General features: G+C 61.2%; 28 protein-coding genes and 4 pseudogenes. 7 read left to right on the top strand and 25 right to left on the bottom strand.

Features of this window, described 5'->3' with window-relative positions; genetic code table 11:
- Nucleotides 1-134 precede the first annotated feature (134 nt).
- Together FGU64_RS23785 and FGU64_RS23780 are read right to left on the bottom strand one after the other, a co-directional pair.
- Complete coding sequence (locus FGU64_RS23785; protein ID WP_281405283.1) at nt 135-605, bottom strand: YhjD/YihY/BrkB family envelope integrity protein; 471 nt, start codon at nt 603-605, stop codon at nt 135-137.
- The gene (locus FGU64_RS23780; RefSeq protein ID WP_281405282.1) at nt 590-1,180 is read right to left on the bottom strand and encodes a YhjD/YihY/BrkB family envelope integrity protein; all 591 of its coding nucleotides are present in this window, start codon (nt 1,178-1,180) and stop codon (nt 590-592) included. Before FGU64_RS23780 ends, FGU64_RS23785 begins: the two co-directional genes overlap by 16 nt.
- Before the next feature lie 150 nt (nt 1,181-1,330).
- On the opposite strand from FGU64_RS23780, the pseudogene FGU64_RS21400 reads away from it, so the two are divergent.
- A pseudogene (locus FGU64_RS21400) lies at nt 1,331-2,224 on the top strand (SDR family oxidoreductase).
- Between the two features lie 47 nt (nt 2,225-2,271).
- Nucleotides 2,272-3,048 (top strand): exodeoxyribonuclease III, encoded by a 777-nt coding sequence (xth, locus tag FGU64_RS21395; protein WP_139954954.1) that lies wholly within the window; start codon nt 2,272-2,274, stop codon nt 3,046-3,048.
- 22 nt (nt 3,049-3,070) lie between these two features.
- On the opposite strand, the pseudogene FGU64_RS23640 reads toward xth, so the two are convergent.
- The 14 genes and pseudogenes from FGU64_RS23640 to FGU64_RS21325 form a co-directional block, all read right to left on the bottom strand.
- Nucleotides 3,071-3,423: pseudogene (locus FGU64_RS23640) on the bottom strand (GFA family protein); the annotation flags it as partial.
- Nucleotides 3,424-3,434: 11 nt separating this feature from the next.
- Nucleotides 3,435-3,695 (bottom strand): hypothetical protein, encoded by a 261-nt coding sequence (locus FGU64_RS21385; RefSeq protein WP_139954953.1) that lies wholly within the window; start codon nt 3,693-3,695, stop codon nt 3,435-3,437.
- Between the two features lie 24 nt (nt 3,696-3,719).
- Complete coding sequence (locus tag FGU64_RS21380; RefSeq protein WP_139954952.1) at nt 3,720-4,016, bottom strand: PRC-barrel domain-containing protein; 297 nt, start codon at nt 4,014-4,016, stop codon at nt 3,720-3,722.
- A gap of 108 nt (nt 4,017-4,124) precedes the next feature.
- Nucleotides 4,125-4,283 (bottom strand): KTSC domain-containing protein, encoded by a 159-nt coding sequence (locus FGU64_RS21375; RefSeq protein ID WP_246671387.1) that lies wholly within the window; start codon nt 4,281-4,283, stop codon nt 4,125-4,127.
- A 66-nt stretch (nt 4,284-4,349) separates the two neighbouring features.
- Nucleotides 4,350-4,787: a PPC domain-containing DNA-binding protein gene (locus FGU64_RS21370; RefSeq protein WP_139954950.1), complete on the bottom strand. Its 438-nt coding sequence runs from the start codon at nt 4,785-4,787 to the stop codon at nt 4,350-4,352.
- A pseudogene (locus FGU64_RS23635) lies at nt 4,765-5,074 on the bottom strand (plasmid stabilization protein). The gene FGU64_RS21370 and the pseudogene FGU64_RS23635 overlap by 23 nt, the downstream one beginning before the upstream one ends.
- A gap of 65 nt (nt 5,075-5,139) precedes the next feature.
- Nucleotides 5,140-5,747 (bottom strand): annotated as a pseudogene (locus tag FGU64_RS21360) (alpha-ketoglutarate-dependent dioxygenase AlkB).
- 386 nt (nt 5,748-6,133) lie between these two features.
- Complete coding sequence (locus FGU64_RS21355; RefSeq protein WP_139954949.1) at nt 6,134-6,508, bottom strand: low affinity iron permease family protein; 375 nt, start codon at nt 6,506-6,508, stop codon at nt 6,134-6,136.
- Between the two features lie 61 nt (nt 6,509-6,569).
- Nucleotides 6,570-7,079, bottom strand: coding sequence for a ferritin-like domain-containing protein (locus FGU64_RS21350; protein WP_180375582.1), 510 nt, complete (start codon nt 7,077-7,079; stop codon nt 6,570-6,572).
- A gap of 287 nt (nt 7,080-7,366) precedes the next feature.
- Nucleotides 7,367-7,870, bottom strand: coding sequence for a DUF4142 domain-containing protein (locus FGU64_RS21345; protein WP_246671181.1), 504 nt, complete (start codon nt 7,868-7,870; stop codon nt 7,367-7,369).
- A 126-nt stretch (nt 7,871-7,996) separates the two neighbouring features.
- Nucleotides 7,997-9,394 carry a cytochrome B6 gene (locus tag FGU64_RS21340; RefSeq protein ID WP_139955495.1) on the bottom strand — a complete coding sequence of 466 codons (1,398 nt, stop codon included), beginning with the start codon at nt 9,392-9,394 and terminating at the stop codon, nt 7,997-7,999.
- Nucleotides 9,395-9,518: 124 nt separating this feature from the next.
- Nucleotides 9,519-11,192, bottom strand: a complete 1,674-nt coding sequence (locus FGU64_RS21335; RefSeq protein ID WP_139954948.1) for a family 1 glycosylhydrolase — start codon at nt 11,190-11,192, stop codon at nt 9,519-9,521.
- 1 nt (nt 11,193) lies between these two features.
- On the bottom strand, nt 11,194-12,324 hold the full coding sequence (gene glf / locus FGU64_RS21330) for a UDP-galactopyranose mutase (protein ID WP_139954947.1): 1,131 nt from the start codon (nt 12,322-12,324) through the stop codon (nt 11,194-11,196).
- Nucleotides 12,317-13,477 (bottom strand): glycosyltransferase, encoded by a 1,161-nt coding sequence (locus tag FGU64_RS21325; RefSeq protein WP_246671180.1) that lies wholly within the window; start codon nt 13,475-13,477, stop codon nt 12,317-12,319. Before FGU64_RS21325 ends, glf begins: the two co-directional genes overlap by 8 nt.
- Nucleotides 13,478-13,645: 168 nt before the next feature.
- Here FGU64_RS21325 and FGU64_RS21320 point away from each other — a divergent pair, with 168 nt between their 5' ends.
- Nucleotides 13,646-14,461 carry an amidohydrolase family protein gene (locus FGU64_RS21320; protein ID WP_139954945.1) on the top strand — a complete coding sequence of 272 codons (816 nt, stop codon included), beginning with the start codon at nt 13,646-13,648 and terminating at the stop codon, nt 14,459-14,461.
- Between the two features lie 14 nt (nt 14,462-14,475).
- Nucleotides 14,476-15,702: a glycosyltransferase family 4 protein gene (locus FGU64_RS21315; protein ID WP_139954944.1), complete on the top strand. Its 1,227-nt coding sequence runs from the start codon at nt 14,476-14,478 to the stop codon at nt 15,700-15,702.
- A 209-nt stretch (nt 15,703-15,911) separates the two neighbouring features.
- Here FGU64_RS21315 and FGU64_RS21310 read toward each other — a convergent pair whose 3' ends face one another.
- Both FGU64_RS21310 and FGU64_RS21305 read right to left on the bottom strand, forming a co-directional pair.
- Nucleotides 15,912-16,496, bottom strand: a complete 585-nt coding sequence (locus FGU64_RS21310; protein ID WP_139954943.1) for a general stress protein — start codon at nt 16,494-16,496, stop codon at nt 15,912-15,914.
- Between the two features lie 20 nt (nt 16,497-16,516).
- A complete protein-coding gene (locus FGU64_RS21305) occupies nt 16,517-17,251 on the bottom strand; it encodes a DUF4142 domain-containing protein (RefSeq protein ID WP_139954942.1) in 735 nt (244 codons plus the stop codon).
- 164 nt (nt 17,252-17,415) lie between these two features.
- On the opposite strand from FGU64_RS21305, the gene FGU64_RS23630 reads away from it, so the two are divergent.
- Nucleotides 17,416-17,592, top strand: coding sequence for a hypothetical protein (locus tag FGU64_RS23630; RefSeq protein WP_246671179.1), 177 nt, complete (start codon nt 17,416-17,418; stop codon nt 17,590-17,592).
- A gap of 471 nt (nt 17,593-18,063) precedes the next feature.
- Here FGU64_RS23630 and FGU64_RS21295 read toward each other — a convergent pair whose 3' ends face one another.
- The 3 genes from FGU64_RS21295 to FGU64_RS21285 form a co-directional block, all read right to left on the bottom strand.
- Nucleotides 18,064-18,963, bottom strand: coding sequence for an NAD(P)-dependent oxidoreductase (locus FGU64_RS21295; RefSeq protein ID WP_139954941.1), 900 nt, complete (start codon nt 18,961-18,963; stop codon nt 18,064-18,066).
- 94 nt (nt 18,964-19,057) lie between these two features.
- Nucleotides 19,058-19,954, bottom strand: a complete 897-nt coding sequence (locus FGU64_RS21290; RefSeq protein WP_139955494.1) for an NAD(P)-dependent oxidoreductase — start codon at nt 19,952-19,954, stop codon at nt 19,058-19,060.
- 93 nt (nt 19,955-20,047) lie between these two features.
- Nucleotides 20,048-21,037: a substrate-binding domain-containing protein gene (locus tag FGU64_RS21285; RefSeq protein ID WP_139954940.1), complete on the bottom strand. Its 990-nt coding sequence runs from the start codon at nt 21,035-21,037 to the stop codon at nt 20,048-20,050.
- A gap of 255 nt (nt 21,038-21,292) precedes the next feature.
- Between FGU64_RS21285 and FGU64_RS21280 the strand changes: the two genes are divergently transcribed.
- Nucleotides 21,293-22,039, top strand: coding sequence for an ATP-binding cassette domain-containing protein (locus FGU64_RS21280; protein WP_139954939.1), 747 nt, complete (start codon nt 21,293-21,295; stop codon nt 22,037-22,039).
- Between the two features lie 27 nt (nt 22,040-22,066).
- Entirely contained in the window at nt 22,067-23,065 is a 999-nt protein-coding gene (locus FGU64_RS21275; protein WP_139954938.1) for an ABC transporter permease, read from the top strand.
- 16 nt (nt 23,066-23,081) lie between these two features.
- Here FGU64_RS21275 and FGU64_RS21270 read toward each other — a convergent pair whose 3' ends face one another.
- The 4 genes from FGU64_RS21270 to FGU64_RS21255 all read right to left on the bottom strand — a co-directional run bounded on the left by FGU64_RS21270 (nt 23,082) and on the right by FGU64_RS21255 (nt 26,991).
- On the bottom strand, nt 23,082-23,345 hold the full coding sequence (locus tag FGU64_RS21270; protein ID WP_210239047.1) for a hypothetical protein: 264 nt from the start codon (nt 23,343-23,345) through the stop codon (nt 23,082-23,084).
- 463 nt (nt 23,346-23,808) lie between these two features.
- On the bottom strand, nt 23,809-24,591 hold the full coding sequence (locus FGU64_RS21265) for an SDR family oxidoreductase (RefSeq protein ID WP_139954937.1): 783 nt from the start codon (nt 24,589-24,591) through the stop codon (nt 23,809-23,811).
- A gap of 12 nt (nt 24,592-24,603) precedes the next feature.
- Nucleotides 24,604-25,368 carry an SDR family oxidoreductase gene (locus FGU64_RS21260; RefSeq protein WP_139954936.1) on the bottom strand — a complete coding sequence of 255 codons (765 nt, stop codon included), beginning with the start codon at nt 25,366-25,368 and terminating at the stop codon, nt 24,604-24,606.
- A gap of 129 nt (nt 25,369-25,497) precedes the next feature.
- A complete protein-coding gene (locus tag FGU64_RS21255; protein WP_139955493.1) occupies nt 25,498-26,991 on the bottom strand; it encodes a sugar ABC transporter ATP-binding protein in 1,494 nt (497 codons plus the stop codon).
- Nucleotides 26,992-26,993: the final 2 nt, after the last annotated feature.

The following is a 26,993-nucleotide window of genomic DNA, read 5'->3' as shown; positions in this document are numbered from 1 at the left end:
AAGGTTCGAACATTCGGCGAAGAACCCTCCAAGGTGCAACCTGTTCCCAAGACCGACAGTTGGATTCACGATATTGGAAATCGCATCGCACGTCGGCGGAACGCAGAAAGTGCTCTTCGTGCGCGAGCGGCGCGTCATCGACGCCTAGGTCGATGGCATCGAGGGAGAAATGCCAACGTCGCGAACGATGCTATTCCTGCAATCAATGCGATACCTCCGAAAGAGCGCGCAAGCGAACTTGCCACTTTGGACGTGTCAGGAGGTCGTTCTCCAATCTTGACTGGCATCAGGTTACGGCGACTTCCGAAGCCGACGGCAACGGCGCGTGTGACCTCAGCGCCGAACAGGAATATCGCCGAGGAATAGAACACCCATAGCAAAAGGACGATAAGGCTGCCCGCGGCGCCATAAGACGAGGCGATCGCGGTGGTCCCCAGGTACCAGCCGATAAGGGATTTGCCGACCGTGAAAAGAACCGCTGTAACGATCGCGCCGAACCGCACGTCGCGCCAGGAGAGCGCGCGATCCGGTAGTATCTTGAAGATCGCGCCGAAGAGCAGAGCGACCAGGATCAACGAGACGAAAGTGTTCAACGCTGACAGCACGAGCTCTCCGAAGGGCAATTGGAGGTGATTACGTCGCCTACCGCCGAAATCGCCGCGCTGGCTGCCAGCGAGACCAGCAGCAAAAAGCCGAGTGAGGCGACGAGACCAAGGCTGGCCACGCGGGTCCGGGCCAGGCTGAACAGCGACATCTTTTGCGGCGGCACTTTCCAGATGAGGTTGAGCGTGGACTGCATTTCGCCGAACACTCCAGACGCGCCGACGAGCAAGGTGACGATGGCGACAACGGAAGCCAGAGCGCCCTTGTGCGCGGACGCGTTCTCGACCGTCACCTTCAGAAGGTCGGCTCCTTGGGGACCGAGCAATCCAGTCAATTGGGCGGATATCGCGATTTCCGCGGCATCTCTTCCTGTAGCGAATGCTGCGACACCGAGCACCATCAGCAAGATGGGAGCCAACGACGTTGCGGCGTAGAACGCCATCGCCGCCGCATGGCTTATCGCGCTGTCATTCAAAAATCCCGTCACCGCAGAACGAACGACGGTCCACAAGTCTGTGCTCGTAATTTTCATCGGCCGCTCCGGACGCTGGCTGTCGCAATCAAGAAGTTGCCGCATGGGAACTTGGTTCCGGTCGGGTTCGACGCGCCCGCCCGGGCCGTCTGTGCGGAACCAAGATTCCGTCACCACGTTTCGACTGTTCGCGGGCGATATGCCTGTCGCATCGCTCCGTCGCAGCGAACATCGAAACCGGAAGGAGACATCGTCGTGGGCAGTTCGACCCGATTGCCGGATCCGCGCAAAGTCTATCCCGCACCGCCCTTTCCGAAACAGCCGCAGCAGATGCCGGGCCTTGCACGAAAAATGGATCCGGTGCCGGACCATGGCGAAGAAAGCTACCGCGGCTCCGGTCGACTCGAAGGCCGCAAGGCGCTCGTCACGGGCGGCGATTCCGGCATCGGCCGGGCAGTGGCCATCGCCTTTGCACGGGAAGGCGCCTACGTCGCGATCTCCTATCTTCCGGAAGAGGAGGCGGATGCCAGAGAAGTTATCGAGCTGATCGAAGCGGAAGGCCGTAAGGTTATCGCTCTTCCCGGCGACATTCAGGAAGAGGCATAGTGCCGCGAAATGGTCGAGAAGGCCGTTTCGGAGCTCGGCGGCCTCGACATCCTCGTCGTCAACGCCGGCAGGCAGCAATATCGAGAAAAGATCGATGAACTGACGACCGAGGATTTCGATCGTACGATGAAGACGAACCTTTACGCCCTGCACTGGATCGCGCAGGCGGCAGTCCCGCATCTACCGGCGGGTGCTGCCGTCATCACCACGGCTTCGATCCAGGCCTATCAGCCTTCTCCGATCCTCCTCGACTACGCAACGACCAAGGCCGGGATCCTCGCCTACACCAAGGCGCTCGCCAAGCAACTGATCGAGAAAGGCGTCCGCGCCAACGTCGTGGCGCCGGGGCCGGTCTGGACCGCGCTGCAGCCCAGCGGCGGCCAGCCCGACGAGAAGGTCGAGAATTTCGGCAAGGACAGCGACTTCCGACGACCCGCCCAGCCGGCGGAACTCGCGCCCGTCTACGTCCTGCTGGCTTCGCAGGAAGCGAGCTTCATCAACGGCGAGGTCTACGGTGTCACGGGCGGCAAGGGCGTTGCCTGAGCAGCATACCGAGGTGGGCGGGTGATCGACATCCGTAGTGTCCCGCGATGAAGATCGCGAGCTTCAACGTCAACGGCGTGAATGGCCGCCTGTCAGTCCTGCTGCGCTGGCTCGAATCCGCGCGTCCCGACGTCGTCTGCCTGCAAGAACTCAAGTCTCCTGACGAGCGGTTTCCCGTTCGGGAAATCGAGCAGGCCGGCTACGGCGCGATCTGGCACGGCCAGAAAAGCTGGAACGGCGTGGCGATTCTCGCCAGGGGAAAGGCCCCGATCGAAACTCGAAGAGGACTGCCCGGCGATCCCGACGACAGCCACAGCCGCTACCTCGAAGCGGCGGTAAGAGGAATCCTGGTAGGCTGCCTCTACCTGCCCAACGGCAATCCCGCGCCGGGTCCGAAGTTCGACTACAAGCTCCGATGGTTCGGGCGGCTGGAAGCCTATGCCGCCGAACTCATGAAGGCAGAGGTGCCCGCAGCGCTCGTCGGCGACTTCAATGTCATGCCGACCGATCTCGACGTCTATGCCCCGCAACGATGGCGCGACGATGCTCTCTTCCGTCCGGAAGTCCGCGGAGCTTATCAGCGCCTTCTCGACCACGGCTGGACCGACGCGTTGCGCACGCTGCATCCCGGCGAGCGCATCTACACCTTCTGGAAGTATTTCCGGAATGCGTTCGCCCGGGATGCGGGCCTGCGCATCGACCATTTCCTGCTCAGCCCAGCCATAGCCGATCGCCTGGTCGCGGCCGAGGTCGACCGGGAAGCGCGCGGCTGGGAGAAGGCGAGCGATCATGCTCCGGTTTGGATCGAAATCGCCGACGGGTGACCGAGCTAGCTGGACGGCTGTCGAACTGTTCCGCCCAGGGAAAAGGATTCATCCAGTCCTCTCGGCGACTGGTCCAAAGCCCGTATTCGGGCACAATGCCTGTCGGCGCGTCATCAAGGGACCCAACAGGATCTCGCCTCTCCATCGCGAAGCCAGGCGATGCGGGAGCCGCAGGCTGGGCAAAAACTGCGCTTGGCGAAGGCTTTCATCTTGCCGGAGCACTTGAACTCACTCGTGGGCCAGACCCCGAACGGGATAAAATGACTTGCCGCTCGCCTTGCGGCAGTCCAAGCAGTGACAGACGCCTGTCCGCAGCGGCGCATCCGTGAGCGTGTAACGCACCGCGCCGCACAGGCAACTGCCGCTACCACTGATCGGTTCATAGATCACAACCCGCCTCGTTCGTCGGTAGGCCTTGCCGTTGCTCCCGCTTCGCGTTTGTCTTCCGGATTTCGATCGGCAACGCTGGATTTCGACAGCCCTGCGTCCTTTGCCGATGCGCCGCTGGTCTTGGGTGCAGCAGGCGCCTGCACGCTGTCGTCGCCCGCGCTTGCCTTGCTCGGGCTTCGACGATCGTTGCCGTCCGGTGAACGCATCGGCGGCGTGTCGCGATTGCTGGGCGTGGTCTTGATGTCGTTGTCGGGCATGAGGTGCCTCCTACCGGTTCGAGATCAATCCCTGTGTTCGGGCATGCTCTTGAGCTCGTTCTCGGTCCAGGGCGTTACCGCGTGGACATCGCCGTCCTCGTCGCGCATGAAATCAAGCTGGCTGGCGGGAACCGCGACAGGCTTAGCGCCTATGCCGAGAAAGCCGCCAACGTCTATGATCACCTGCGCGCTCGTGCCGGCGCCGTGAACATGCGACACGGAGCCGAGGTTCTCGTCGCCCGGCCCATAAATCGTGGCGCCTTCGAGGTTGGCGGGGTTCAGTTCCGCTTCTGTGAGCCGAACGTGGTTGCTGTGGTCCATGGAAACTCTCCCTGAGGGTTGAACTCACTCAATCCATGAGCGGTCGAACCGTTCCGGCGAGCGCATCAGAATGCGGGTGGAAATCCGCGATGTAGATACAAGTGGCGACTACTGCATGTCCGGTATCCATCGATGCGGAAACCGATCGCGAATGAACCTGTTGAAGTAGCGGCCTTTTGAAAATGCAGCGCGGTAGGCGGCGTAGGTCTCCGGCGGCACGTCCTCGTAATCATAGCGTCGGCCGCTGATCCTAAACCAAATGCTCATCGTCCGCGTCACTGGATCATACGTGCTCTTCTCGATCACTGTGGACGGCATCAAGACATGTCCAGGCTACAGGTCGATCAGGGCAATGCCGAGCTCCGGCCTTTTTCTTCGATGCAGGTGAGCGGGCGTTTCCGTCACCATCACCTCGAGCGTCGGGCGGACAATGGCCTCCAGCAGGTGGCCGCCGCGGGTGGATCCGTCCGAGAGGCCGAGCACCGCGTGCAAGTGCAGGCTGGGTTCGCCGTCATCGCCCGCCGCGATGTCGCCGATCGCGCTCAACACCTCGCACTGCGCGGCAACCGGAATCCTGCGGTAGGTCTTCGATGCGAAATCGAACCATCCGACCGTTGCGCTTTCGAAGGCGCCGATCGCGGTCACTCCGGCCGCCGTGACGTTTTGCCGTGCGGCGAAGTCAGAAATCGACCGGAAGGCCTCCTCGCCGGAATCGAGGACGACGACGAAGGTCCTGACGCCGTCGCCCTTACTGAGCAGTTTCGATCGCATCGGCATATCTAACTTTGCGCTTGCACGTCGCGGCCGCCTTCTTTGCCGAGAAACAATCGGCCGCGCACGGGGAAAACCGCCGCCTTGCCGCCCTTTCCCGCTCTTGTGGGGCCGCGGGATGACCCGTGTGCTTGCCGCGGCGCCTTTGCTGGCGCGTCGTCGTTGTTGACGGTCGCCCAGGCTCTGCGTTCGGCTTCCGACACGCCGCGCTTCTCATAGCCCTGGGCGATGTGGTCGGCCTTGCATTCCTGCCTGTCGGTATATTTCGATTTGCCTCCCGGTGGCACTGTTGCCTCCTGCTTTGCTGGACAACAAACGGAAGCGGCGCCGCAGGGTTCCAACCACGAAAAGATCAGTCCGTCGGCCGCAACGTTCGGAAGGTGATCGAGAAACGGTGCCCATCGACTGGCGGGATACTGTGCTCCCAATCAGTCCTTACCGGTCCGGCCACGAGATACGCGGACCTGGGTTCGACACTCACCGTATGCCGTTCCCAGCCGCTGTCGGTCCGTCGACGCAGCCGGAAATCGCAAGGCGCCAAGAGCGAGATGCCCACGATCTCGGCAAAATGCGGTTTGTCGCGATGCCAGCCGATTCCGGCGCCGGGACGGTATTCGTTGATGAGAACCTGGGCGAAGGCCTCGGCGGGTCGAGCCGCAAGGCGGCGACCTTGCTCCTGAGCGGCACCAGGAATTCGGGGATAGGCGGCGCTTCGACCACGCGCCGCCGGTCATAGTCATAACGCAGGCCGAAGCCAACGACGTGTCGATTGGCGAGATGGCCATGGAAGTCGAAGGGCTGGAAAGGCAGGCTTTCCAAGTGCCTCAAGAGTTCGGTTTCTTCTGCAGGCGCGATGAGATCAGGCTGATAACGAAAGCCTTTCGGCGCTTGCAGCGCGGAGCCGAACAGATCGCCCTGAACGGTGCTGTCACGCGCGGCGGATTTTCGGGGTAACGGCATGACCGCATAGATGGCCGCCGGCCCCCGCGCTTTCAAGGCGCGTGGCAATCGACGACCTTGAGCGATGAAGCAAGAACGAGCGCGACGTGCCCGAACAATAGTCCAGCTCGTAGGCAGCGGAGCGCAACGAATATCCCGTTCCAGATGGATGTAATCAATCCCGTCGAGATAATCCGCCGTGTCGACGCGGCATTGTACGAGCCAAGACCGCGTCGGAACCGTATCGCCAACCGCGTCGGTCGAAGGACTCCAGACATCACCGCTCTGCCGGATAAATGGGCTGCTACCGCCATCGGGGACGTCGACGCCGCATGCATCCGCGTTGGTTTGGACCAGTTATGACCTGCCGTGTGTCCGTCTTCAAAGGACTTCGCTCACGCCATCGGTCAGGCCGCAACAGTACGCTTTTCGGACCTCTCCTTCGCCCGCGCGCACATTTCACGGAATTCCGCGACCTCGCTCTCGGTCAGGTGATCGATGCCGATAAAGTCGTTCTTGGCGCGGCCGGACCTGATGAGTTCGTCAAGCTTCGCCTGGACGGCCGCGCCGTCGCGGTTCTGGGTGCTTTGGATCAGGAATACCATAAGAAATGTTACTATCGTTGTTCCGGTATTGATGACGAGCTGCCACGTTTCGGAAAAACCGAAGACCGGACCGCTGACAGCCCATGCCACCACGGCCAGGATGCAAAGCGCAAAGGCGGCTGGACGACCCGTCCAACGCGAGACGGCGTCGGCGAAGCGCGAGAAGAGCTTTTCCATGATGTTCCATGAATGGGAAAGTTCCGGACGCCAGGTCCGGAGCTTGGAGGCTTGGAGGATGTCAAGCGGCTTCCTGCATGGCTCGCTCGTTGACGCCTTGCTCGCCGAGCTTCGTCAACGCCTCATCGGTTTCCATTTCTTCCTGCAGGGTCTTGCGGAGCAGTTGTAGCGCGTCCTTCATGCCGAGTTGCTCTGCCCAGGCGATAAGCGTGCCGTACCGAGCGATCTCGTAGTGCTCGACCGCCTGCGCCGCGCCGACGAGGCCGGCGTCGAGCGCCGGAGCGTCCTTGTAGTCCGACAGGATTTCCGAACCTTCTTCGATGATGCCGTCGATGGCCGGGCAAGTCTTGCCCCGGGCGGGCTTGTCCATGGAATCGAAAATCTGCTCCAGCCGCTCGACCTGTTCTTCCGTCTGTTCGCGGTGTTTCTCGAAAGCGGCCGCGACTTCCTCGGACTCGGCGCCCTTGGCCATCTTCGGAAGCGCCTTGAGAATTTTCTTTTCCGCGTAATAGATGTCCTTGAGTCCGTCCAGGAACATATCCTCGAGGCCCTTGGTTGCTTTCTTCGGCATGCGTATTCCTCCAGTTTCGACGGGGTTTAGGACAGATTCGATGCCACGAAAAAAACCCGCTCCTATGAGGATGAGCGAGCCTTGCATAGCCACTGTGACCAGCTGGACTGAGAACGGTCGACCACGGCTTTCGTTCCGCCAATTCAGACCGTATTCGAGCAGCGCGCCAAGAATACCGCCGCATCGATTCTTGCCTCGATTTCCGAGCTCGATGCCGAAGGGGGAAAATCAACGGACGGGCCGCGCGACTAGGTTCCGCTAATCTTGCGTGGAGACGCCGCTCTTCTTCAATTCTTCACGGCCTGCGGCTTCGGCGCGTTCTCGCTCGCCAGCTTGGCCTGGACCGACCGCGCCATCTCCAGATGCTCCAGCACCGTCGGCAACGTGTCGGCGGCAAAGCGCTGCATTTCGGCGTCCTCTCCCTGATCTATCTCCCAGGCGAGGAGCAACGCGGTCTTTTGATGGTCGACGATCTGGGCGGCCATGTATGCGCGATCGAACTGGGGGCCAGTCAGCTTCTGAAGGTGGGAGCGCATCTTCTTGTGGTCGGCATTCATCGCGTTTGGCAGCGGCATTTTGCTCTTTTCGGCGACCGAGCGCAGCATGTCATTAGCCTTCCCGTGATCATCGACCATGCGGTCGGCGAACCGCTTCACGTCGTCATGAGTCGTTTTGCCGGCTGCGAACTTTCCGAGTTCGACCTCCGCCAGCCCGCCCTCGCCCGCAAGCTGGGCGAACAGCCGGTCCTGGTAGTTGGTCTGGTTCGGCGCCGGCACGCCGGGATTTTCCATCTTCGTATCCGGTGCCATGCCTGCGGGATTGCCGATCTGGCCGATGCGTGCGCAGGCAAAAGAGCGAGCCCGAGCGTGATTGCGAAAGCGCGCATGCCGTCCTCCGTCCTAGCGCCCTGTGTCGCCTCACAAGGTGAGCATGTAGGCGACGAGCGCGTCCTTTTCGTCCCGGCCCAACTTGGTGCCGAGCACGAGATTGAAGAATTCCACGGTGTCGGCCAGCGTCATCAACCGCCCGTCATGCAGATAAGGCGGCGAATCCTTGATGCCGCGCAAGGTGAACGTCTTGATCGGACCGTCGGGAATAGCGACCATGTCGTTGGACGTCTGGCCGACCTTGTAGAACCGCTCCAGCTTTAGATCGTGCATATTGTTGTCCATGAAGGACAGCGACGGGACATGGCACTCGGCGCACCGCCCCTTGCCCATGAACACTTGCTCGCCTTTAAGTTCCTGCTCGCTTGCCTTGGCTGGATCGAGCCTGTTGAAAGGGTCGAGCTTCGGCGCCGGCGGAAAATCGATGATGTTCTGCATCTGCGCCATCATCGCCACCTGATTCGTCCGGTCGGGCAGGTTCACGCCCTTTCGCGTCGCGCTGACGTGATCGCCATTGAAATAAGCCGTGCGCTGTTCGAACTGGGTGAAGTCCTCGACCGAGCGCAGCGACCGCTTCGATCCGTGGATCTGCTGGTTGAAAAGCCCGCGAAGACTCACTGTGTCGAGACGGAACCGTTCCGCCTGCGGGCGCACATCCGGTGTCTGGTGGAAAGCCGCATTTGTGTGAAAATTCGAATGACAGTCGAGACACGCAACGCCCAAGCTCTGCTGGGCGACCTTGCGGTCCTCGGTCTGGTTGAACTCCTCTTGCGGAAAGGGCGTAAGCAGCAGGCGCAGCCCTTCCATCTGCACCGGGGTGACGATGCCGTTCATGTACTCGTAGAAATTGCGGATCGTCAGCAGATCGCCGCGCGAGACGTCGCCGAGTTCGGGATGTGTTGTCAAGAATATCGGTGGCGGGAATTCCGGCGTCAGATTGTCGGGCAGATCGAAATCGACGTCGAAGCGCCGAAGATCGCGGCCTTCGTCACGGCCGATCTCACCGATCTCTTCTTCGGGGAAGACCTGCCCGCCCGTCGCCTGCTTGACGTGCGGCAGCGGCATGAAGCCTTTCGGCAACAGGTCCTTGTCCCGGATTTCCTGAGGAGACTTGGCGGCCAGATCGTCCCATGTCTCGCCGGCCGGCAGTTTGACCCGCACACCGTCCTGAACAGGTTTTCTTCCACCGGACATCAGGACGCCGGGAATGGGCCGGTCCGACAGATCGTAGCGATCATTCAGCAGCTTGCGTTGCCGTTCCATGACGGTGGGCTTCTGCGCCTCGTCGGCCTCCCGCACCGCAGAAAGCGGCATACTCGGCAGGGGGCGATAGGTGAGGTCCGGCGGCAACGGGTCCGAAGCGGCGACCAATCCGAATGCGGAAAGGCTGGCTGCCGTCAACAGCGCGGTCTTGGCGATTGGTGACATGTTCCCCTCCGAGACACGGAATCCTAACCAAGCCTTCCGGCGAAGATTGGTTCCGCCCGGATCGAATTTTCGAGGCGTTCCTGGAGGTCGCACCGCGCCGCCGAGCCTTGGCTGTCCGGTCCGGCTAGGGAACCTGGACCTGCGAAACCGGCTGCACCAACGCTGGCTGCGATGCACCTGCCTGCCGTATGTGGTACTGGTTTGCCGCCTCAGCGCTTACGAGTTCCCACTGTCCGCGCGTCCCGTCGACAACATGATCCAGAAGGGCGTTGCACGCGGCGACCCAGTCGAGATGTCGAGGAATTTTGAAGGCGAGACTTCCGCCTGCGGCATACCGGACAGATAGCGAAAAGCTGTCCCCGCCTCCGCTCCCGGCCGAGCCAGATAGGACGATTGTGGCCCATCGGTCGTCGAGGATTCGGTGTGGCGGGAGCCTGCGAACGCTTACGGTCCGGAGCCGTCGGTTTTGACAGCACTCGTTCAAGACGGACATGCGCGGGTCGACGCCCTGCAGCACAATCCCGGAAGCTGGACCGACACTTGGGGCCGGACGCCTCCACCAACCTGTTTGATCCAGCGCGGGGTGAGTGAACGTTCGTCCGTGCGCCAACGCCGACACAGCTTCCGCGACCACGGTCCGCCGGGGCGGCGTCATGCGGCAATCAAATACACCGCACTCGTAATAGCCGTCTTGCCGTGTCATCAATGAATTCCAATCGAACGAGCCGAACAGCGCCCAGGCGGTGACCGCGCGCACGTCCACGCCCTTGGCGAGACAATTCTGCGCGGCCTGCCAGCCTTCCATGAACCATCGCAGCTGTTCGTCCCTGGTGCACCCGTTGTGAACCTCGCCAGCGGCGACGGGCAGCCGATAGCGTTCCCACACTTCCGTCAGGCGGCTCTCCAGTCCGAGCTCGTCGGCAGGCGCGTCGAAGCGGACAGCAGCGACATCGACATAGACGTCCTCTCCGTTTCCCCCCGGGGTTTCATCGCGATATCGGCTACTCCGATGATCGAGGAAACGGTCGCTGGTAAGATAGTAATCGACCGCGACGATGTTTGGCGCACATGGCGCGGCGGCCAATTCACGAAGATGGCGCGGATCTACTCCGGACGAGAGGAATCGGGCGTAGAATGGATGCCGGTCATCTACGCGCCCGCATAACAGGTCCAGCGTCAACCAGCGCCGCTCGTTCTCATACTGCGCCTGATATTCAAGCCGTTGCGTCGCAAACGTTCGTCCGAAGTCCTCCGTTTGCACGAGTTGGGCGTCGGGAATTACGCTTCGTATTGCCGCCATTGCCTTAGCGACCGCGCGGCATTGGGCGGCCAGCATGCGCAGGAAAGTCGCTTCGTCTGTCGCGTGCGGGATCCATTTCCCGTACAGTCCGCCCATCCGCGCCGTGGTGGCGGGTTCGTTGACCGGCGTGAAATGCTTTAGCCATGGATACCGGCGGGCGACCCTGCCAGCCATTGCGGCCAATCTGTCGGGAAAGTCGGGCGCGAGTACATGTGTCCAAGGCGGGCCGCTGCCGTGATGCAGGAGACCGACGATGGGAGAAATGCCCAGCTCCCGCAGGCGTCCGAGCCGGCGGTCCAGCCAAGTCCAGTCGTCGCAGCCTTCACGCGCCTCCACCAGTTCCCACAAGGCCGGATAGCGGACCGTTTTCACGCCAAGTCCGGCAAGAAGGTCCAGATCGCCGTCACGGTCGAAATGTCCGGTTTCCACAAGCTGGTTGCGCACCGCGTCCTTCACGCGGACGATACTGCACTCCACGCCCGTCCAGACCTGGAGCATGTCATCCCACGACCTCTGCCACCGCGGCGCCGTGTAACGGCGACGCTTTCCGGATCCGTTCGAACGCCGCCAGCGCTTGGCCCACGACCTGGTCCATATTGTAGTAGCGGTAAGTTGCGAGCCGTCCGGCGAAGAGCACTTCGGGTTCCTGCGCCGCAAGAGCTTCGTATTGCTTGTAAAGCGCCTCGTTTTGGGCGTTCGGGACCGGATAGTACGGGTCGCCTTCGGATACCGGATACTCGTAGGTGAGGCTGGTCTGCGGATGTTCCTGGCCCGTGAGGTGCTTATATTCGGTGATGCGCGTGAACGCTTCCGTTTGCGGGTAGTTCACCACCGCCACCGGCTGGAAGCGTGCTTGGTCGAGCGTGACGTGGTCGAACCGCAGCGAACGGTAAGGCAGCCGTCCGAGGCGGAAATCGAAGAACTCGTCGATCGGCCCCGTATAAACCAGACGCCGGAAAGGGACGGCATCCCGGATTTCGCGATAATCAGTCTGCAGCATCACCTTTATGTTCGGGTGCGAAAGCATGCGTTGGAACATACGGGTGTAGCCGCCGTCCGGCATGCATTGAAACTTGTCCGTGAAATACCGGTCGTCCCGGTCGGTGCGGGTGGGAATCCTTGCCGTCACGGATCGGCTCAGTTGCGAAGGATCGAGGCCCCATTGCTTGCGGGTGTATCCGCGGAAGAACTTCTCGTAGAGCTCCCTTCCGACCGTGCCGACGACCACGTCCTCCGCGGTTTTCGGTTCGTCCACGCCCTCGCGGCGTGACGCCAGGAACCGCTCCATTTCCACGGAAGTCAAGTTCAGGCGATAGAGACGGTTGATGGTGTTGAGATTGATCGGGATCGGCAGAAGCTGCCCGTCCACGCAGGCAAGGACCCGATGTTCGTAAGAGCGCCAATCCGTGAACTGCGACAGGTAGCGCACTATGGCGTCGGAATTGGTGTGAAAGATGTGGGGGCCGTATCGGTGCACAAGGATCCCCGCTTCGTCGTACCAGTCGAACGCGTTGCCCCCGATGTGCGCGCGCCGGTCGACGATCAGGACCTTATCGCCGCGCTGCGAGGCGAGGCGCTCCGCCAGCACGCTTCCTGCAAACCCGGCGCCGACGACGAGCCAATCAAACATAGGCGTCGACCCTGTCGGCGCCGCGGGCATGCCCTCTTGGAACCGTATCCATCAGGCTCTGCATCGCGAGCCAGGTCGAATCCCACGACGAATTCCGGAGAAACGCATCGACCTGCGCGAGATCCCAGTTCGACCGGGCGAGAGCGTTCCGCAACGCGGATTCCATGCTGTTCGCCTCCGCGATCTGCACCAGCCCCTGCACCGCGTAGGTTCGCACGACATCGACGATCTCGGTTGACACCACGGGCAAGCCGGCCGCCAGGAACTCCGGCGTCTTCGTGGGACTGATGAAGCGGGTCGCCTCGTTGAGCGCGAACGGCATCCATCCCGCGTCCCACTGGCCCATATAGGCCGGCAGGTCCGCATAGGCTTTCGGTCCGAGCCAGTGGATGTTGGGACCGGCGGGCAGGATGCCGGGATCGATCTTGACCACGGGCCCGACCATGACGAAGTGCACGTCACGCATCGCGTGTGCCGTGCGGGCGAGCAACGGAGTGTCCAGGCGTTCGTCGATGACGCCGAAATACCCGATGCGGGGGTGAGGGATCGCCGCCTGATCGTCGGGGTCCCGGTTGCCCTGCCGGGCCCGCTCGAAATGAGCGGCGTCGACACTGCTGGGAAAGGCGAACACACGCTGGTGCATCCCGAGCTTGGCTTCGTAGAGACTCTGCCCGCCGGTGAAGACGAGGTCCGCCCGCTTGAAAAGGCACCTCTCGAGACTCGCTAGCTCGTCGGGAGCGTTCTTGAACGCCGTCAGTTCGTCCATGCAGTCGTACACGCAGACGTCGCTCTGAAGAAACGCTGAGAACCGAAGCGCCATTGGCGTGTAATACCACGCAATGAACCTGTCATAGTCGCATGACTCCAGAAGTTTCCAAAGTAACTCTTCCAGAATTCGGATGACATCGCGAGCGCCTTCGCCCGTCTTCAGCACAGGCGTGACGACCTTCAATATAAGGCTATGCGTCCTTACCCTGAGGAACGATGACTCGACTTCCTCAAATACAGGTTCTTCGAAGAATACGACGTCGTATGAACGAGCGGCGCGCGTCATGAGGTGTTGCGGACGCTGATAAACGAAATCCCACCGCAGGTGGGAGAAGCAAATCAGCAGCGTCCGGCTTGCGGGCACTTGCACTGCGGTCTGGTCCATTTTCATCACGCCGATCTATCAAGGTGAATAGGAAGCTTGCGAAAGCCTTCCGGTTCCGTCGCCTTGTCGTTTTAGTTGAAGCTACCGGCTTCCGGCCGTCGGGAAATTTCTGCGTTGGTCGGGAACGTCGTGCGCCTCAACATGTTGTCTGGCACACGGAGCGCGTAAATGATTATCGATGCTCATCTTCATACATCGGGACGCGAGACCACGGGCGAAGTCCTCCGGACGCTGGATGACGCTGACGTCGAGGTGGCGTTCCTTCTGGCGCCTTTCCTGACCGAGCCTTATTCTCTGGAGGATGCCGGATCGCTACGTGCCGGAAACCGCCATCTGTCCCGGTTGGTCGAGGGTCATAGGGACCGGCTCGTCGGCTTCGCCGTCGTGAACCCGCTCCATCCGGAAGCCGCCGAAGACCTCGAGCGCGCAGCGGCGCTCCCTGGGATACGCGGATTGAAGATGGTTCCAACAGGCTGGTACCCTTACGATGATTGCGCGCATCGCGTTTACGAGGTCGCCGTAAGGCTGGACCTGCCCATCCTCTTCCATAGCGGCATATTCATCGACGGTCGGTCCGGCCGTTTCTGCCGACCGAGTTTTTACGAAGCCGTCCGCGAACATCCGGGCCTCCGGGTGACGCTCGCCCATCTTGGCTGGCCATGGTGCGACGAGGCGAACGCGGTCGGGCTTATCGATCGCATAAACGGCGTCGAGCCGGCCGAGAGCCAGTTCCGGTTCGATATCTCGTTTGGCCCGCCTCCGATTTATCGCGAGGAGGTCTTTCGCAAAGCGCTCGACGTCATCGGTCCCCGCTCCATCCAGTTCGGGAGCGACCGGTTCCTGCCATGCAGCGGGGCGCATATCCGCCGCGCCATCGACGAAGTTAAGCAGATCTTCGACGAGATCGGGGTCGTGCAAGCGGACCGCGAGACAATAATGAACAAGACGGCGGCAGAGTGGCTGCGCCTTTGTCCCGCACCTTGAAAGGGAGGATTCCGGTGGCGCAGTCCCGCAGCATGGTTTCCAAGCCGGGTCCCGAGCAAAAAATCCATGTTCTTGAAGTCCTGGGCAACGCCATCGTCGGCGGCATGGAGAACTACGTCCATAATCTGATCAAGTATCTGCCGGCCGACGAATTCAGAGTGTCCTTGCTGTGCCCCTTCGAAAGCGGCTTCACCAACGCGCTTCGGTCCGAAGGCAGGGACGTTTACATAGCGCCTCTGCGCGACGATCCCCCATGGCGGACGATCGAACTGATTTGCACGCTGATCCGCGCGGAGAATGTCGATCTTCTTCACGCGCATCTGATGAACGCTCACACCGTAGCGGCGATCGCTGGCACGCTGAGCGGAATCCCCACTGTCGCCACCCTGCACGGAATGAGCCTCCAGCCACAGGAGATCAGCGTTGCGCGAAACACCAACAGCCACACCATCGTCGTGTGCCGGGAGGCATGGTCACAGGCGATGGCGGTCGGCCTGGCCCCCGAAACCGTAAGTCTCGTTCCAAACGGCGTGGATCTGGCAGTGTATCACCCCGGTTCCGTTGATCGAGCGCATTTTCGCGACGCCATTCAGGTCTCTCACGACGCTCTCCTCGTCGGCTTCGTGGGGCGGTTGGCCTGGGAAAAAGGACCGGACAAATTTCTCAAGGCCGCCGACTACATCCTCCAGCGGCGACCGGACGTGCATTTTGCCATGATCGGGACCGGCTCGATGGAGAAGGAACTCGCAATCGCAGCCAAGCGGATGGGCATCGAGAAAAACCTCCACATGGCTGGATTGTGGCGTGAACCGAGTGGCGTGTACCCCGCACTTGACCTGATGCTTCACACTTCTCGCGCCGACGCTATGCCGCTGGCAGTGCTGGAGGCGATGGCTTCCGGGGTGCCAGTCGTGGCGATCGGGGTCGGCGGTGTGCCCGAGATGATCGAAACTGGGGAAACGGGCCTCCTGGTCGGCACCAGCGAGTGGCCAGGAATCGTTTCGGGCTTTCCGGGTGACTGGGAGGGGGTCGCGCGGGCAGCATTGACGCTTATCGATCAGCCTGACCGACTGAAGCGCATGTCGGCTTCGAGCGTCGCACGCGCCACCGCTTGCTACGACATCCGCCAGTCCGCTGCCAAAACCGGTCAGATATTCCGTGAAATGCGAAAAATTCCGAATATCGCTTCCGGCACAATTCGCCCGCTGGAAAAGCGAGCTTGCAGCTCCGCTGGATTTTGATTCCTCAGCTTCACGCTGCCTCGGCCAAGCCGCAGAGGTTTTTGCCGATTTGCTGGAAATTTTGCGCAAGCACAGAACTCAGTCGTTCCGCCCGAGTTCCTTCGCCAAGGCAGTCAGCGTACCACAGCGCGCAATCTCGCGATGATCGGGATTCGCTTACAATGACCTCGATCCAAAGCAGATCGAGGTCGGAGAACCCTTAGCTGACATCATGGAACCCGTCGCGCTTCTCCGGGCGTGTACGCCGGCGCGGCCGGATCGAACGCCGTCCATCCTTCCGCTTCGTAGTCGCGCCGTCGCGACGCGACGTCCACCGCCGTGGACTGGCCTAGAATCCGCTCCGCTTCCGGCGCGAGGTCATCGCTTGCCCGGGCTGTCACCAGCGTGCCGCCCCGGCGGACTCCCTCGGCGTAGACGTTGGCGTCCCGCTCAGATACGCCGGAGTCGGTCAGTGCCCCGACAATACCCCCTGTCGCACCGCCGACGGCCGCGCCAGCTACGGCTCCGACAGCCGTTGCCGCAAGCCATCCCGCAGCCACGACGGGACCGACGCCGGGGATAGCCATGACGCCGAGGCCAGTCAGCAGACCGCCTGCCCCGCCGACAACCGCACCGATTCCTGCACCCGTGCCAGCGTCTTCGGCGGCCTCGGACGGTGCGTCTTCCGCGTACCAGTTCTCGGAATTGTTGGCGACGATGCTGATATCAGAACTGGGAATGCCCGATGCTTCAAGCTCGCCCACAGCGTCCTGGGCATCATCGTAATCGTCGTACAGCCCGCTCACGGTTCTCATTTCTATATCTCCTGGTTAGGTCAGTTGGCCTGGGAGGTAACGTTGCCCTGATAGTCGAGGGCGACGGACAAGGTCTTGCCGTCCTTTGTCGCCTGGCCGCGCCAGACGCCATTGTCGTCCTTGGCCAGACCCGAAACGTCGGCGTAGCCGGCGTTCTGAATGCGGTCCTTGGCCTGCGCTTCGGTAAAGCTATTTGCTCCGGGCACCGGGGCAGCGCTTTCGGTCGACTCGCTGGATCCCGTCGCCCCCCCGGTCCCCATGTTACTGGCGATCGTCTCGATCTTTTCCTGATGCATCTTGAGCGTTGGCAACGTCTCTGTGGCAAACGCCTTCAACGACGCGTTGGCGCCGTTTTGGGAGTAATCCTCAAACAGCGAAACCGCCTCGTCATGCGCATCGCGCTGCGCTTGCACGTAAGCCTGGTCGAATGCCTCGCCTTTGGCTCCGTTGAGCTTGTCCAACATGGCTTGGTGCTTGGCGTCCAAAGCTGTCGGCACAGTGAGCTTCTGCTCCCCGGCGACCGTCTTCAGCTTCGTGTTCGCGGCGGTATGGTCGGTGACCATCATCGTCGCGAAATCCTTGACAGTGTTGTCCATCGCCGTGCTGCCGGCCAGGTTGCTGGACTCAACCTCGAACATTCCGCCCACGGCGGCCTTGTTCACAAAGTCCTGGGCGGCGTCGGCGCTCAGCGCGGGAAACGAAAAGGCAATAGCCGTCGCTCCGGCCAGTGAGGCCAGCAATAAGTTCGTTCTCATGGAGGTCTTCCTCGCTGTCGTACACTTGCGTGCGGTATGGACTAACAAGGCCGACCGACATTGGTTCCCGTCCGATACATTGTGTGATCAATCACGACGTCGGATCGTTCGGTCCAAGGAACGGCTCGGCCAGGGCGACCATTGCTCCCCGGCAGGTGGTCGCCATGAAGCTTGTACAGATACTGCTTCCCCGGAATTCCGGACGCCGCCAGGAATACGATTACGTCAAGGAAGATTTGTCACGCCGCTTCGATGGCGTAACCGCCTATCTGCGGTCACCTGCCGAGGGGTTCGGGCGGCAAGGCGCCGAGGCTGCCAATGACGAGATCGTAATTTTCTGATGGTGGAAGAGGTAGATAGGGAGGATTGGCGCATGCGGCAGGCCCGGTTGGAGGAGATGTTCCGGCAGGACAAGGTCGTCATCCGGTACCTGCCAATGGAACTGATCTAATGGCAACAGACAGCAAACGTTCCGGCCGAACTAATAGCAGAATGGGAGCTCTCGTCCGCTGCCAGGTTGGGATCCTCGGTCACAGGGCGAGGAATTTTTCTGGAGGCGTGCGCCTGCCTTCCATCGGCTTCGAAACGATTTCTCCATATTGAGCCAGGGACACTCGTCCGATTGGACGGCGGCTCGGTCAGCGGCCCAACTGCCAACTGCCAGTCCCGTGCCAGTTCTTGGCGGAAACAGCATTCAGCGCATATTCCGAGGACCACGTGTCCTCGGGGTACCGTCTCCCCCAACTCACGTCCAATGGCCAAGCTCTCCGGCATAAGCCGCCGTGGCAAGCAGGCGCCGTCAGATGGTTTCTTTAATCGAGTCTTGTACCGTTGGCGGCAGCGACGATGTCGGAGATCATGGGGACGTAGTGATTTGCACGTCCTGTTGCGGCTGCACCAGCGAACGTGTTCTTTACGGCATTCCCGACGGGGTTGGCGAAGGCCGTAGCGTCGGCCATCGCCTCCAGATAGCGTAGGTCCTTGGCGGCATTGCCGATGGAAAATTTATGCGCATTCTCGTCGCGTTCCAGCACGTACCGCATAAAGGTTTGGTAGAAGCCGCAATCCATGCGGCCTCCTCGTATCACACTATCGAAGGTCGCGGGCTCGATATCCGACTTCCTGGCGAGCGCCAGCGCCTCGGCGTAGATCGCCGCGTAACCAAGAGAAACGAAATTGTTGAGCAGTTTCATCTTGTGCCCATCGCCGACTTTGCCGACGTGCACGATCCTGCCCGCCCAGGCCGAGATGGCTGGTTCGATGCGAGCAAAGACTGCATCGGCCGCGCCGACCATGCAGTCCAACGTACCCTCCATGGCCTCCTTCGGCGTGCGAGAGAGAGGCGCATCCGCATAGTCTACGCCCAGCGGCATCAGTTCCGCCGCGAGCATCAGCGTCGAGTTAGGATCGGACGTGCTGCAGTCCACGATGGTCAGACCTCGGTGCGCTCCGGCAGCCAGTCCACTTCTATCGCGCACAAGCGTTTCCACTTGCGCGGAATTGCCCACGCAGATGAACACGATATCCGAGGCTGCGGCGACCTCGGCGGGGGTCGTCGTCTCGGCAGCGCCAAGCGACACCAAGTCGTCGACCGCTTCGCGGCGGCGGTGCGCGACAACCGTCAATGGAAACCCCTTGGCGACCAGGTTCCTGGCCATCCCATGTCCCATCATGCCGAGGCCGATGAAGCCGATTCTTGTACGTCCGCTCATTTATCGTTCTCCGGTTCTCGATGTCCGCAACAACCGAGTGTCACTTGCGACGTGTCGTCCGGGTCCATCAGGGATCGTTCAAGGCGCCTCTCGGTCATGCGTGATCGTAATCGCGCCAACTATGTTTCGGGCAAAATTCCAGTACCTCTTTCGCTTTCCGATTCGAAAGCAATGTCTCGAACTCACCCAATTCCCGCTTGACCGGCACGCCGGGATAGAAGCGCTGCAAAAGGTCGGTGGTCTGCAGGTCGGATGAGGTTTCGTCATTCACCGCGTTGAACACCTGGAAACCCAGCCCGTCTTTCGCCACTGCGAGATCGGTGATCTGGCCGAGGTCTCGGGCGTCGATATAGCTCCATGCGATGCGCTTGCGGAAGGCGGGATCGCTCTTCCACTTCGGGATGTAATCTTCATACTCGTGCGGCTCGATGACATTGCCAATCCTCAGTGCATAGATGTCGAAGCCGCTGCGCAACGCGAAAGCTCGGGCGGTCTTTTCATTGATCACTTTTGACAGCGCGTAGGAATCCATTGGGTCGACGTCGTAGTCCTCGTCGAGCGGGAAATAGGCAGGATTTCTGGGCTCATTGGCGAAGACCAGCCCGTAGGTCGTCTCGCTGGACGCGATGACGATCTTCCTGATCCCGAGCTTAACCGCCGCCTCGACGACGTTGTAGGTGCCCATCGCATTGATGCGGAAAAGCTCGTTGTCGGGCGCGATCATGATGCGCGGGATGGCGGCGAAGTGCACGACCGCATCCACCGGCTGGGGCCGAAGCGAGGCATCGAATTCGTGCAGCCCCATATAGCTCGACAGCGCATTGAAGACCTGGCCGCTGTCGGTGATATCGGTGATCAGCGTGCGCACATTCGGGTTGTCGAGCGGCCTTATGTCGAGGTTGAGTACCTGGTGGCCTTGATCGAGCAGGTATTGCACGACGTGCCGGCCGGCCTTGCCACTGCCGCCGGTGAACATAATGCGCTTTGCCATCTCCGTCTCCAACCTGCCCTCGTTGTGCGCGGCTGCTTGCGAAAAGCCAGGCGGCGCGGCCGAGACCGCGCCGCCGCAGTTTATTGACCGATCCTATTTCTGGATGCAGGTGTCGGCATTGTCCTTGGTGCATTCGTCGAGGCCGGTGAAGACCGGATCATCGACCTTCTCGCCCTTGATCAGGCTCAGCATCACCGACGGCGCCTTGTAGCCCATCTCGAACGGCCGCTGGCCGACCAGCGCCGTAACAAGGCCTTCCTTGGCGATGGCCACCTCGTCACCGATCGTGTCGGCTGCGCCGATGGCGAACTCGTTCTTGGCCAGCTTGTCCGCCAGCGGTTTGACGAGATCACGATAGGGCTGTGGCGCGCCGAACAGCGGCCAGCCGCCCATGATGCCGAAGGCGGTAAGATCGGGGTTGGCGGCGAGGATGTCGCTCATCGCCTGCACGCCCTTGGCGCCGTCGTCATTGGTGAAGACCGGGCAACCTGCAACTTCCGTCCAGCCTCCTTCGCCCTTGAGTTCTGCCAGTCCTTCCTTGCCCGACAGCGAGTCGCGCATGCCCTGCGCGCGGCGCAGGATATTGTCAGCGGCGGCATTGCCCTCGATGGTGCAGATCGTGCCACCCTTCGGAATGGCCTGCTTGATGTAGTCGCCTATGCGCTTGCCCATCAGGTAGTTGTCGGTGCCGAGATAGGTCTTGCGCAGGCCAGCGTCGTCTTTCGCAAGGTCGGCGTCGACCGTCATGATCGGGATCGACGGATTGGCGGTCTTTAGGGTCTGTGCGATCAGCGGCGCGTTGGACGGCGAGATGGCGACGGCGGCGGTGTCCGGCTTGCTGAGCACATCCTGCAGAATCTGTGCCTCGCCAGCTTCATCCGAAGTCGAAGCCGGTCCCGTGTAGAAGCACTCGTACTTGGAATCTTTGTTTTCCGAGTTCCACTTCTCACAGCCCTGATGGATAGCCTCGAAGAACGGATTGTCGAGGCCCTTGACCACGATGACGAGCTGTTTCTTGGCCAAAGCCGGTCCGGCCCCCAACAAGAGAGCTGTAGTCGCGGCAAGCAAAAGCGATTTCTTCATGTCGGCAGTCCTCCCTTGAACATTCCTTTTGTGAGGCATGCACCGCTGCAGGCCCCGGCAAGCCGCCGCTGGCCCGCCGGCGGGCCGCGACATCCTCCGAAAACAGGTAATCGCGCCTTTTCCTTCCCGTCAATGTATTTGTCAGACAAAATTACGATCACTGCTTTCATCAGACAATTGACGCTCGCGAGACCATTTGCATAAATGCGTTGCAGTCGGCACCGCCGGCGGCACAGGCCCCAGTCGGAGGAAGTGGTGGCTGTTCTCGAACTTGCTAACGTCTCGAAACATTTCGGGGCAATCCAGGCCGTCAGTGACGTCTCGCTGTCGATTGACCCCGGTCAGGTGGTCGGCCTGATGGGCGACAACGGCGCCGGCAAGTCGACGTTGGTCAAGATTATTGCCGGCAATTTCAAGCCGAGCCAGGGCATCATGCGCATGGACGGTCAGGATCTTGTCCTGCACAAACCCGTCGACGCCCGTCGCCACGGCATCGAGATCGTGCACCAGGACCTGGCGCTCTGCGACAACCTGACGGCAGCCGCCAACGTCTTTCTCGGCCGTGAACTGCGGCGCGGTTTGGGACCGGTGAGCATCCTCGACTACGCGTCGATGTATCGCCGTGCGGGCGAGATTTTCACCGAACTGAAATCGGAAACCAGGCCGCGCGATCTCGTGCGTCGCATGTCGGGCGGCCAACGCCAGGCGGTGGCGATCGCGCGCACCATGCTGTCCAAGGCCAAGATCGTGCTGATGGACGAGCCGACCGCCGCCATTTCCGTACGCCAGGTGGCAGAGGTCCTCAATCTCATCCGCCAATTGCGCGACAGCGGCATCGCGGTGGTGCTTATAAGCCACCGGATGCCCGACGTGTTCGATGTCGCCGATCGTGTCATCGTCATGCGGCGCGGCCGCAAGGTCGCCGACAAGACGATTGCATCCAGTTCGCCCGAGGAAGTCACCGGGCTCATCACCGGCGCGATCGAGACAGCCGCCGCTTGAAATTTTCCGCCAGACCAGGGGCCGACGATGACAGTGACCCTCGATCAGACGATCGCCCACAAGCAGCATACATTCTGGTCGCGGCTTTTCAGCAGCCAGACTTTCTGGGTGGTGATCGCGGTCGTTCTGGCCTGCCTCTTCCTGTCCTTCACCACCGATTCCTTCGCGACGTCGAAGAACCTCTACAATATCACCCGCAACGTCACCTTCGTCGCCATCGTGGCGCTTGGCATGACTTTCGTCATCATTACCGGCGGCATCGACCTCTCGGTCGGCTCAGTGCTCTGCCTGTGCTCGATGGTACTGGCCGTCACCATGCATGCCGGCTACGGCATCGGCATGGGGATAGCGGCGGCGCTTATCACGGCGCTGGTCATCGGTGCCTTCAACGGAATATTGATCGCCTATCTCGGCTTCCCGCCTTTCGTAGTGACACTCGGCATGCTCTCCATCGCCCGCAGCCTGGCTATGGTGGCTTCGAACAACACCGTCGTGTTCCAGTTCGGTCCCGATCACGACAAACTACTTGCGCTCGGCGGCGGAGCTTGGCTGTTCGGCATTGCCAACCCGGTCCTCTACATGATCGTGCTGGCGCTCATAACCGGATTCGTCTTGCGCTGGACCCGCTTCGGCCGTCATGTCTTCGCCATCGGCGGCAACGAGCACGCGGCGACGCTGACCGGCGTGCCGGTAAAACCGATCAAGGTTGCCGTGTACATGATCTGCGCCCTGTCAGCCGGCATCGCCGGCATTGTCGAGACCGGCTGGCTGGGTGCGGTCACCACCAACATCGGCAACGGCATGGAACTGCAGGTGATTGCCGCCACCGTCATCGGCGGCGCAAACCTCGCCGGTGGCGTCGGCACGGCGCTCGGCGCGCTGGTTGGCGCCGCTCTCATCGAGGTCATTCGCAACAGCCTCGGCCTGCTCGGCATCAACGCCTTCTGGCAGGGCACCTTCATCGGCGGCGCGATCATCCTCGCCGTTCTGTTCGACCGGCTGCGCAATTTTCGACAATCGGACTGAATGCAAGAGGCGCTTGCTATCGTCCCAACATCCGGTCCGTTCCGGCGCCGCTCGCCACGATGCTCCCAGAGTGTCTGTAGGGTGCGCGCAACGTGGCGTCGACCTTCTGAAGGAAGCAGCGCAGCCGCTTGCCCTTCGAGCCGCCGTGTTCGGCATAAGTCGGGCCGTCGACATCTACGTCCAACTCAGCGGCGAAGAACTCCGAGAAGCTCGAATCCGAGAAATCTAGCACGTAGACGCGCTTTCGAGCGAACTCGACGAGATCCTCAATCAGGCGCAAGTCAACGGATCGTATGAGCTAATAGACTTCCTTCTGAGCAGGACACCGAGTGCTGTCCATTGTTATTTGGCTCGCTACAATGTTTGCAAGTATATTTACAAGGATATATCACGGACTTGCAGCGCAAACGATCCACTCACAGCTCTGCGGAAGTCCTCTGTAGGCGGCAGCGAAGTCTGCCTCAACGACCGAAATAACGGCGCAAAGCGGCCGTGGCAATAACAAAACTATGCACAAATCTACGTGTTGAGAGTTGCATCAACGTTTGAACGAGGATCCGTCTATCGTCCGAGATTCGATAACTTCGATTCCAACTCGGTGGTATCGGCCAACCTCGGCCAATGGCCTCCAACAGGGAACGCGTCCGCCACTTCACAGCAGTCGAAGAGAAGAGAAGGAGGAAAACTCTCTTCCAAGGCCGCTTTAAGCGGCAGCTGTAGTTCGGCGAGTCAGGTCAGCCCCTTCAAGACATAATAAGGCCGCCGTCGACGTTGATAGTCTGGCCGGTAATGTAAGTGGCGTCGTCGCTGGCCAGGAAGGCGACGAGACCCGATACGTCCTCTCCGGTTCCAGCCCTGCCCATGGGTATGTTGCGGACCCACTCGGACATTAGCTCGCCGGGTTTGTAGTCGCCGAGCAGCTTGCCCCAAGCGGCATCGTTGTAGGCCCACATGTCGGTGTCGATGATGCCGGGGCAGATCGCGTTGACGGTAATGTTTTCCTTGGCGACTTCCTTGGCGATGCTCTGCGTAATGCCTATCACGCCGAACTTGGAGGCCGCATAGTGCGGCGTAAATACGAAGCCCTGCCTTGCCTGGCCTGAGGCAGTATTTATAAGCCGGCCACCGCGGGCGTGCTTGCGAATGCGCAAGATCGCTTCCTGGCAGCAGAGGAACACGCCCTTGGTGTTGACCGCCATCACCTTATCCCATTCGGCCTCGGTCATCGCCTCAATCCGGGCGATGGTGATGACACCGGCGTTCTGGATCGAGATATCGGCCCCGCCGAACTGCTCGGCCAGATCGTAGAGGGCGGCCACCTGATCCTTGCTGGTAACGTCCATACGCATGGAAGCGACTTTGCCGCCGAACTTCCCGAGTTGGTCAGCCACTTCGTCGACGCGAGGGTCAATCGCGCTGACCACCAGATTGGCGCCCTCCTCGGCGAAGCGCCTGGCCATGGCCGCGCCGATGCCGCCGCTCGCACCCGTCACGACGACCGTTTTTCCCTCAAAACGCTTTTGCACGATGGCAACCTCCTACCAGCACACGAATCCGCCATCGACTATCAGGTCGATGCCAGTGACGAATGACGATGCGCGACTGGCCAGGAAAACTGCCGGGCCGACCATTTCTTCGGGCGTGGCCATGCGTCCCATCGGCGTATCGCGCTCGAAGACTTTGATCTGCTCGGCCACCTCAGGACGCCGGTTCATCGGCGTGAGCGTATAGCCGGGGCTGATCACGTTGACCCTGAGCCCGCGGTCCGCCCATTCCATGGCCAGGCTCTTCGACATATGGATAACGGCGGCCTTGGATGAGTTGTAGTGCGCCTGAGTGAGGCCGCGGTTGACAATTGAGCCGGACATCGAGGCGATGTTGATGATGGCACCGCGCCTGCGGGGAAGCATCACCGCTGCTTCGGTCTGACACGACAGGAAAGTGCCGGTGACGTTGACGTCGTAGAGCTTTTCCCACGCTTCCTGAGACAGCGTCTCAGCCGGTGTCGCATTGGCTACGCCCGCATTGTTCACAGCGATAGTCAGGGGGCCGAGTTCGCGCTCGATGCAGGCAATGCCAGTCTCAAGCTCCATTTTGGAGGTCACCGAACCGGGAACAGCCAGCCCCCGGCGGCCAAGGGCGGCGATTTTGGCTACCGTCTCTTCCAAGCCACCCTTGGACAGGTGGCCGAAGCAGGCAATGTCGGCTCCTGCTTCGGCTAATCCGACGGCGATTGCCTGACCGATCCCGCTGCCGGCGCCGGTAACGAGAGCGATCTCTCCTGAAAGGTCGAACAGTTTCATCCGGTTCCTCTCGTCTGTCCTGGTTCTCTTGTATCGGGAGGCGCGAACAACGGATCCGCGCCTCCCTTAGATGGCCGGGAGAATGCCATCTTTAACCGATCAGGAGGCTGAGATGCCAAGACTGCCATGTCAGCTTGTCGCCAATTCCATCACCGCCACATCCGTGGCTGCCTCGCGATCCAGGATGCCACGCTGCCGTCCTCGGCTAAGCACCAGCACGCGGTGCGACAGGCCAAGAACTTCCTCGAGGTCGGAACTGACCACGATGACAGCCATGCCCGAACGCGCGAGTTCGGCGATAACGTCGTAGATCGCGGCGCGCGCGCCGACATCGATGCCTCGGGTCGGTTCGTCCAGTATGAAGACGCGTGGCGGTCGTGCCACCCATTTGGCGATCACGACCTTCTGTTGGTTGCCGCCCGAAAGCTTGCTAACCGGCTGCTCGGGCGATCCCTTCACCCCTAGCCGCTTGATCGATTGCTCAGCGAAAGCTCGCACTGCGCCGGGCCAGACCCATCCCTTCTTCGCTATATGGTCGAAATTGCCTATGGCGAGGTTCTCGGCGATGCTGTGTTGGAGAACCAACCCCTGCTCTTTACGATCCTCGGGCACCAGGACGATGCCGGCCGCGATAGCATCGGCGGGACTGCGCAGCTCAATAGATCTGTTTTCGACCTTCACAGTTCCGCTCGAGATGGGGTCAGCACCAGCGATGGCGCGCACCAGTTCTGTGCGACCGGCGCCGATCAGTCCGGCCATTCCCACGATCTCTCCGGCCGCAACCTTGAAATTGACACCCGAGAAGCTGCCGCTCGGCGACGACAGGTTTTCGACCTCTATCACTGTGCGATCGGCAGGTGTTGCGACCGCCGGGAACATCCGCTCCAGGCTGCGTCCGACCATTTGCTCGACCACGGTTCGAACAGGAACGTCGGCGGTCTCGTGGCGCGCCACGATGCGACCATCACGCATGACGACGATGCGGTCGGCTATGCGTGCGATCTCCTCCAGCCGGTGGCTGATGTAGATGAAGGCCATGCCCTCGGCTTTGAGCCGACGAATCTGCTCAAACAGCAGTTCCGTCTCCTCACCACCCAGAGCTGCCGTGGGCTCGTCAAAGATGAGCAGCCTGGCATTCAGCGCCACGGCCTTGGCGATCTCCACCTGCTGGCGGGCGGCGATGCGCAGATCCCGCACCAGCCGATCGGGAGAGACGGCAAGACCGAGCCGCTTGAGCTGAGCCGAAGCCCGCTCGCGCATTAGCTTGCGGTCTACTCGACCGGCGCGCATCGGCACGCGGCCGACATGGACGTTTTCGGCAACCGAAAGGTCGGGCAGCAATTTGAGTTCTTGATGGATCATGCCGATGCCAGCAGCGATGGCCTCGGCTGGGGAATTGGGAGCGTAGGGCCGTCCCTGCCACGAAATGGCACCGGCGTCCGCGCGGATCGAACCGGCGATGATGTTGGAAAGAGTAGATTTGCCGGCCCCGTTTTCGCCCAGCAGGGCGACGACCTCGCCGGGCTGGACGTCGAGGTCCACGTCGGTCAACACCTGCACTGGGCCGAAGCTTTTGCTCAGGCCACTAGCGGAGAGCCCCAAGGTGGAGCTTTCCGCCTGCATTG

Source organism: Mesorhizobium sp. 8 (assembly GCF_006351905.1).
In the GTDB taxonomy this organism is placed as follows: domain Bacteria; phylum Pseudomonadota; class Alphaproteobacteria; order Rhizobiales; family Rhizobiaceae; genus Mesorhizobium; species Mesorhizobium composti.
This window is presented reverse-complemented; position numbering and strand designations above follow the sequence as displayed.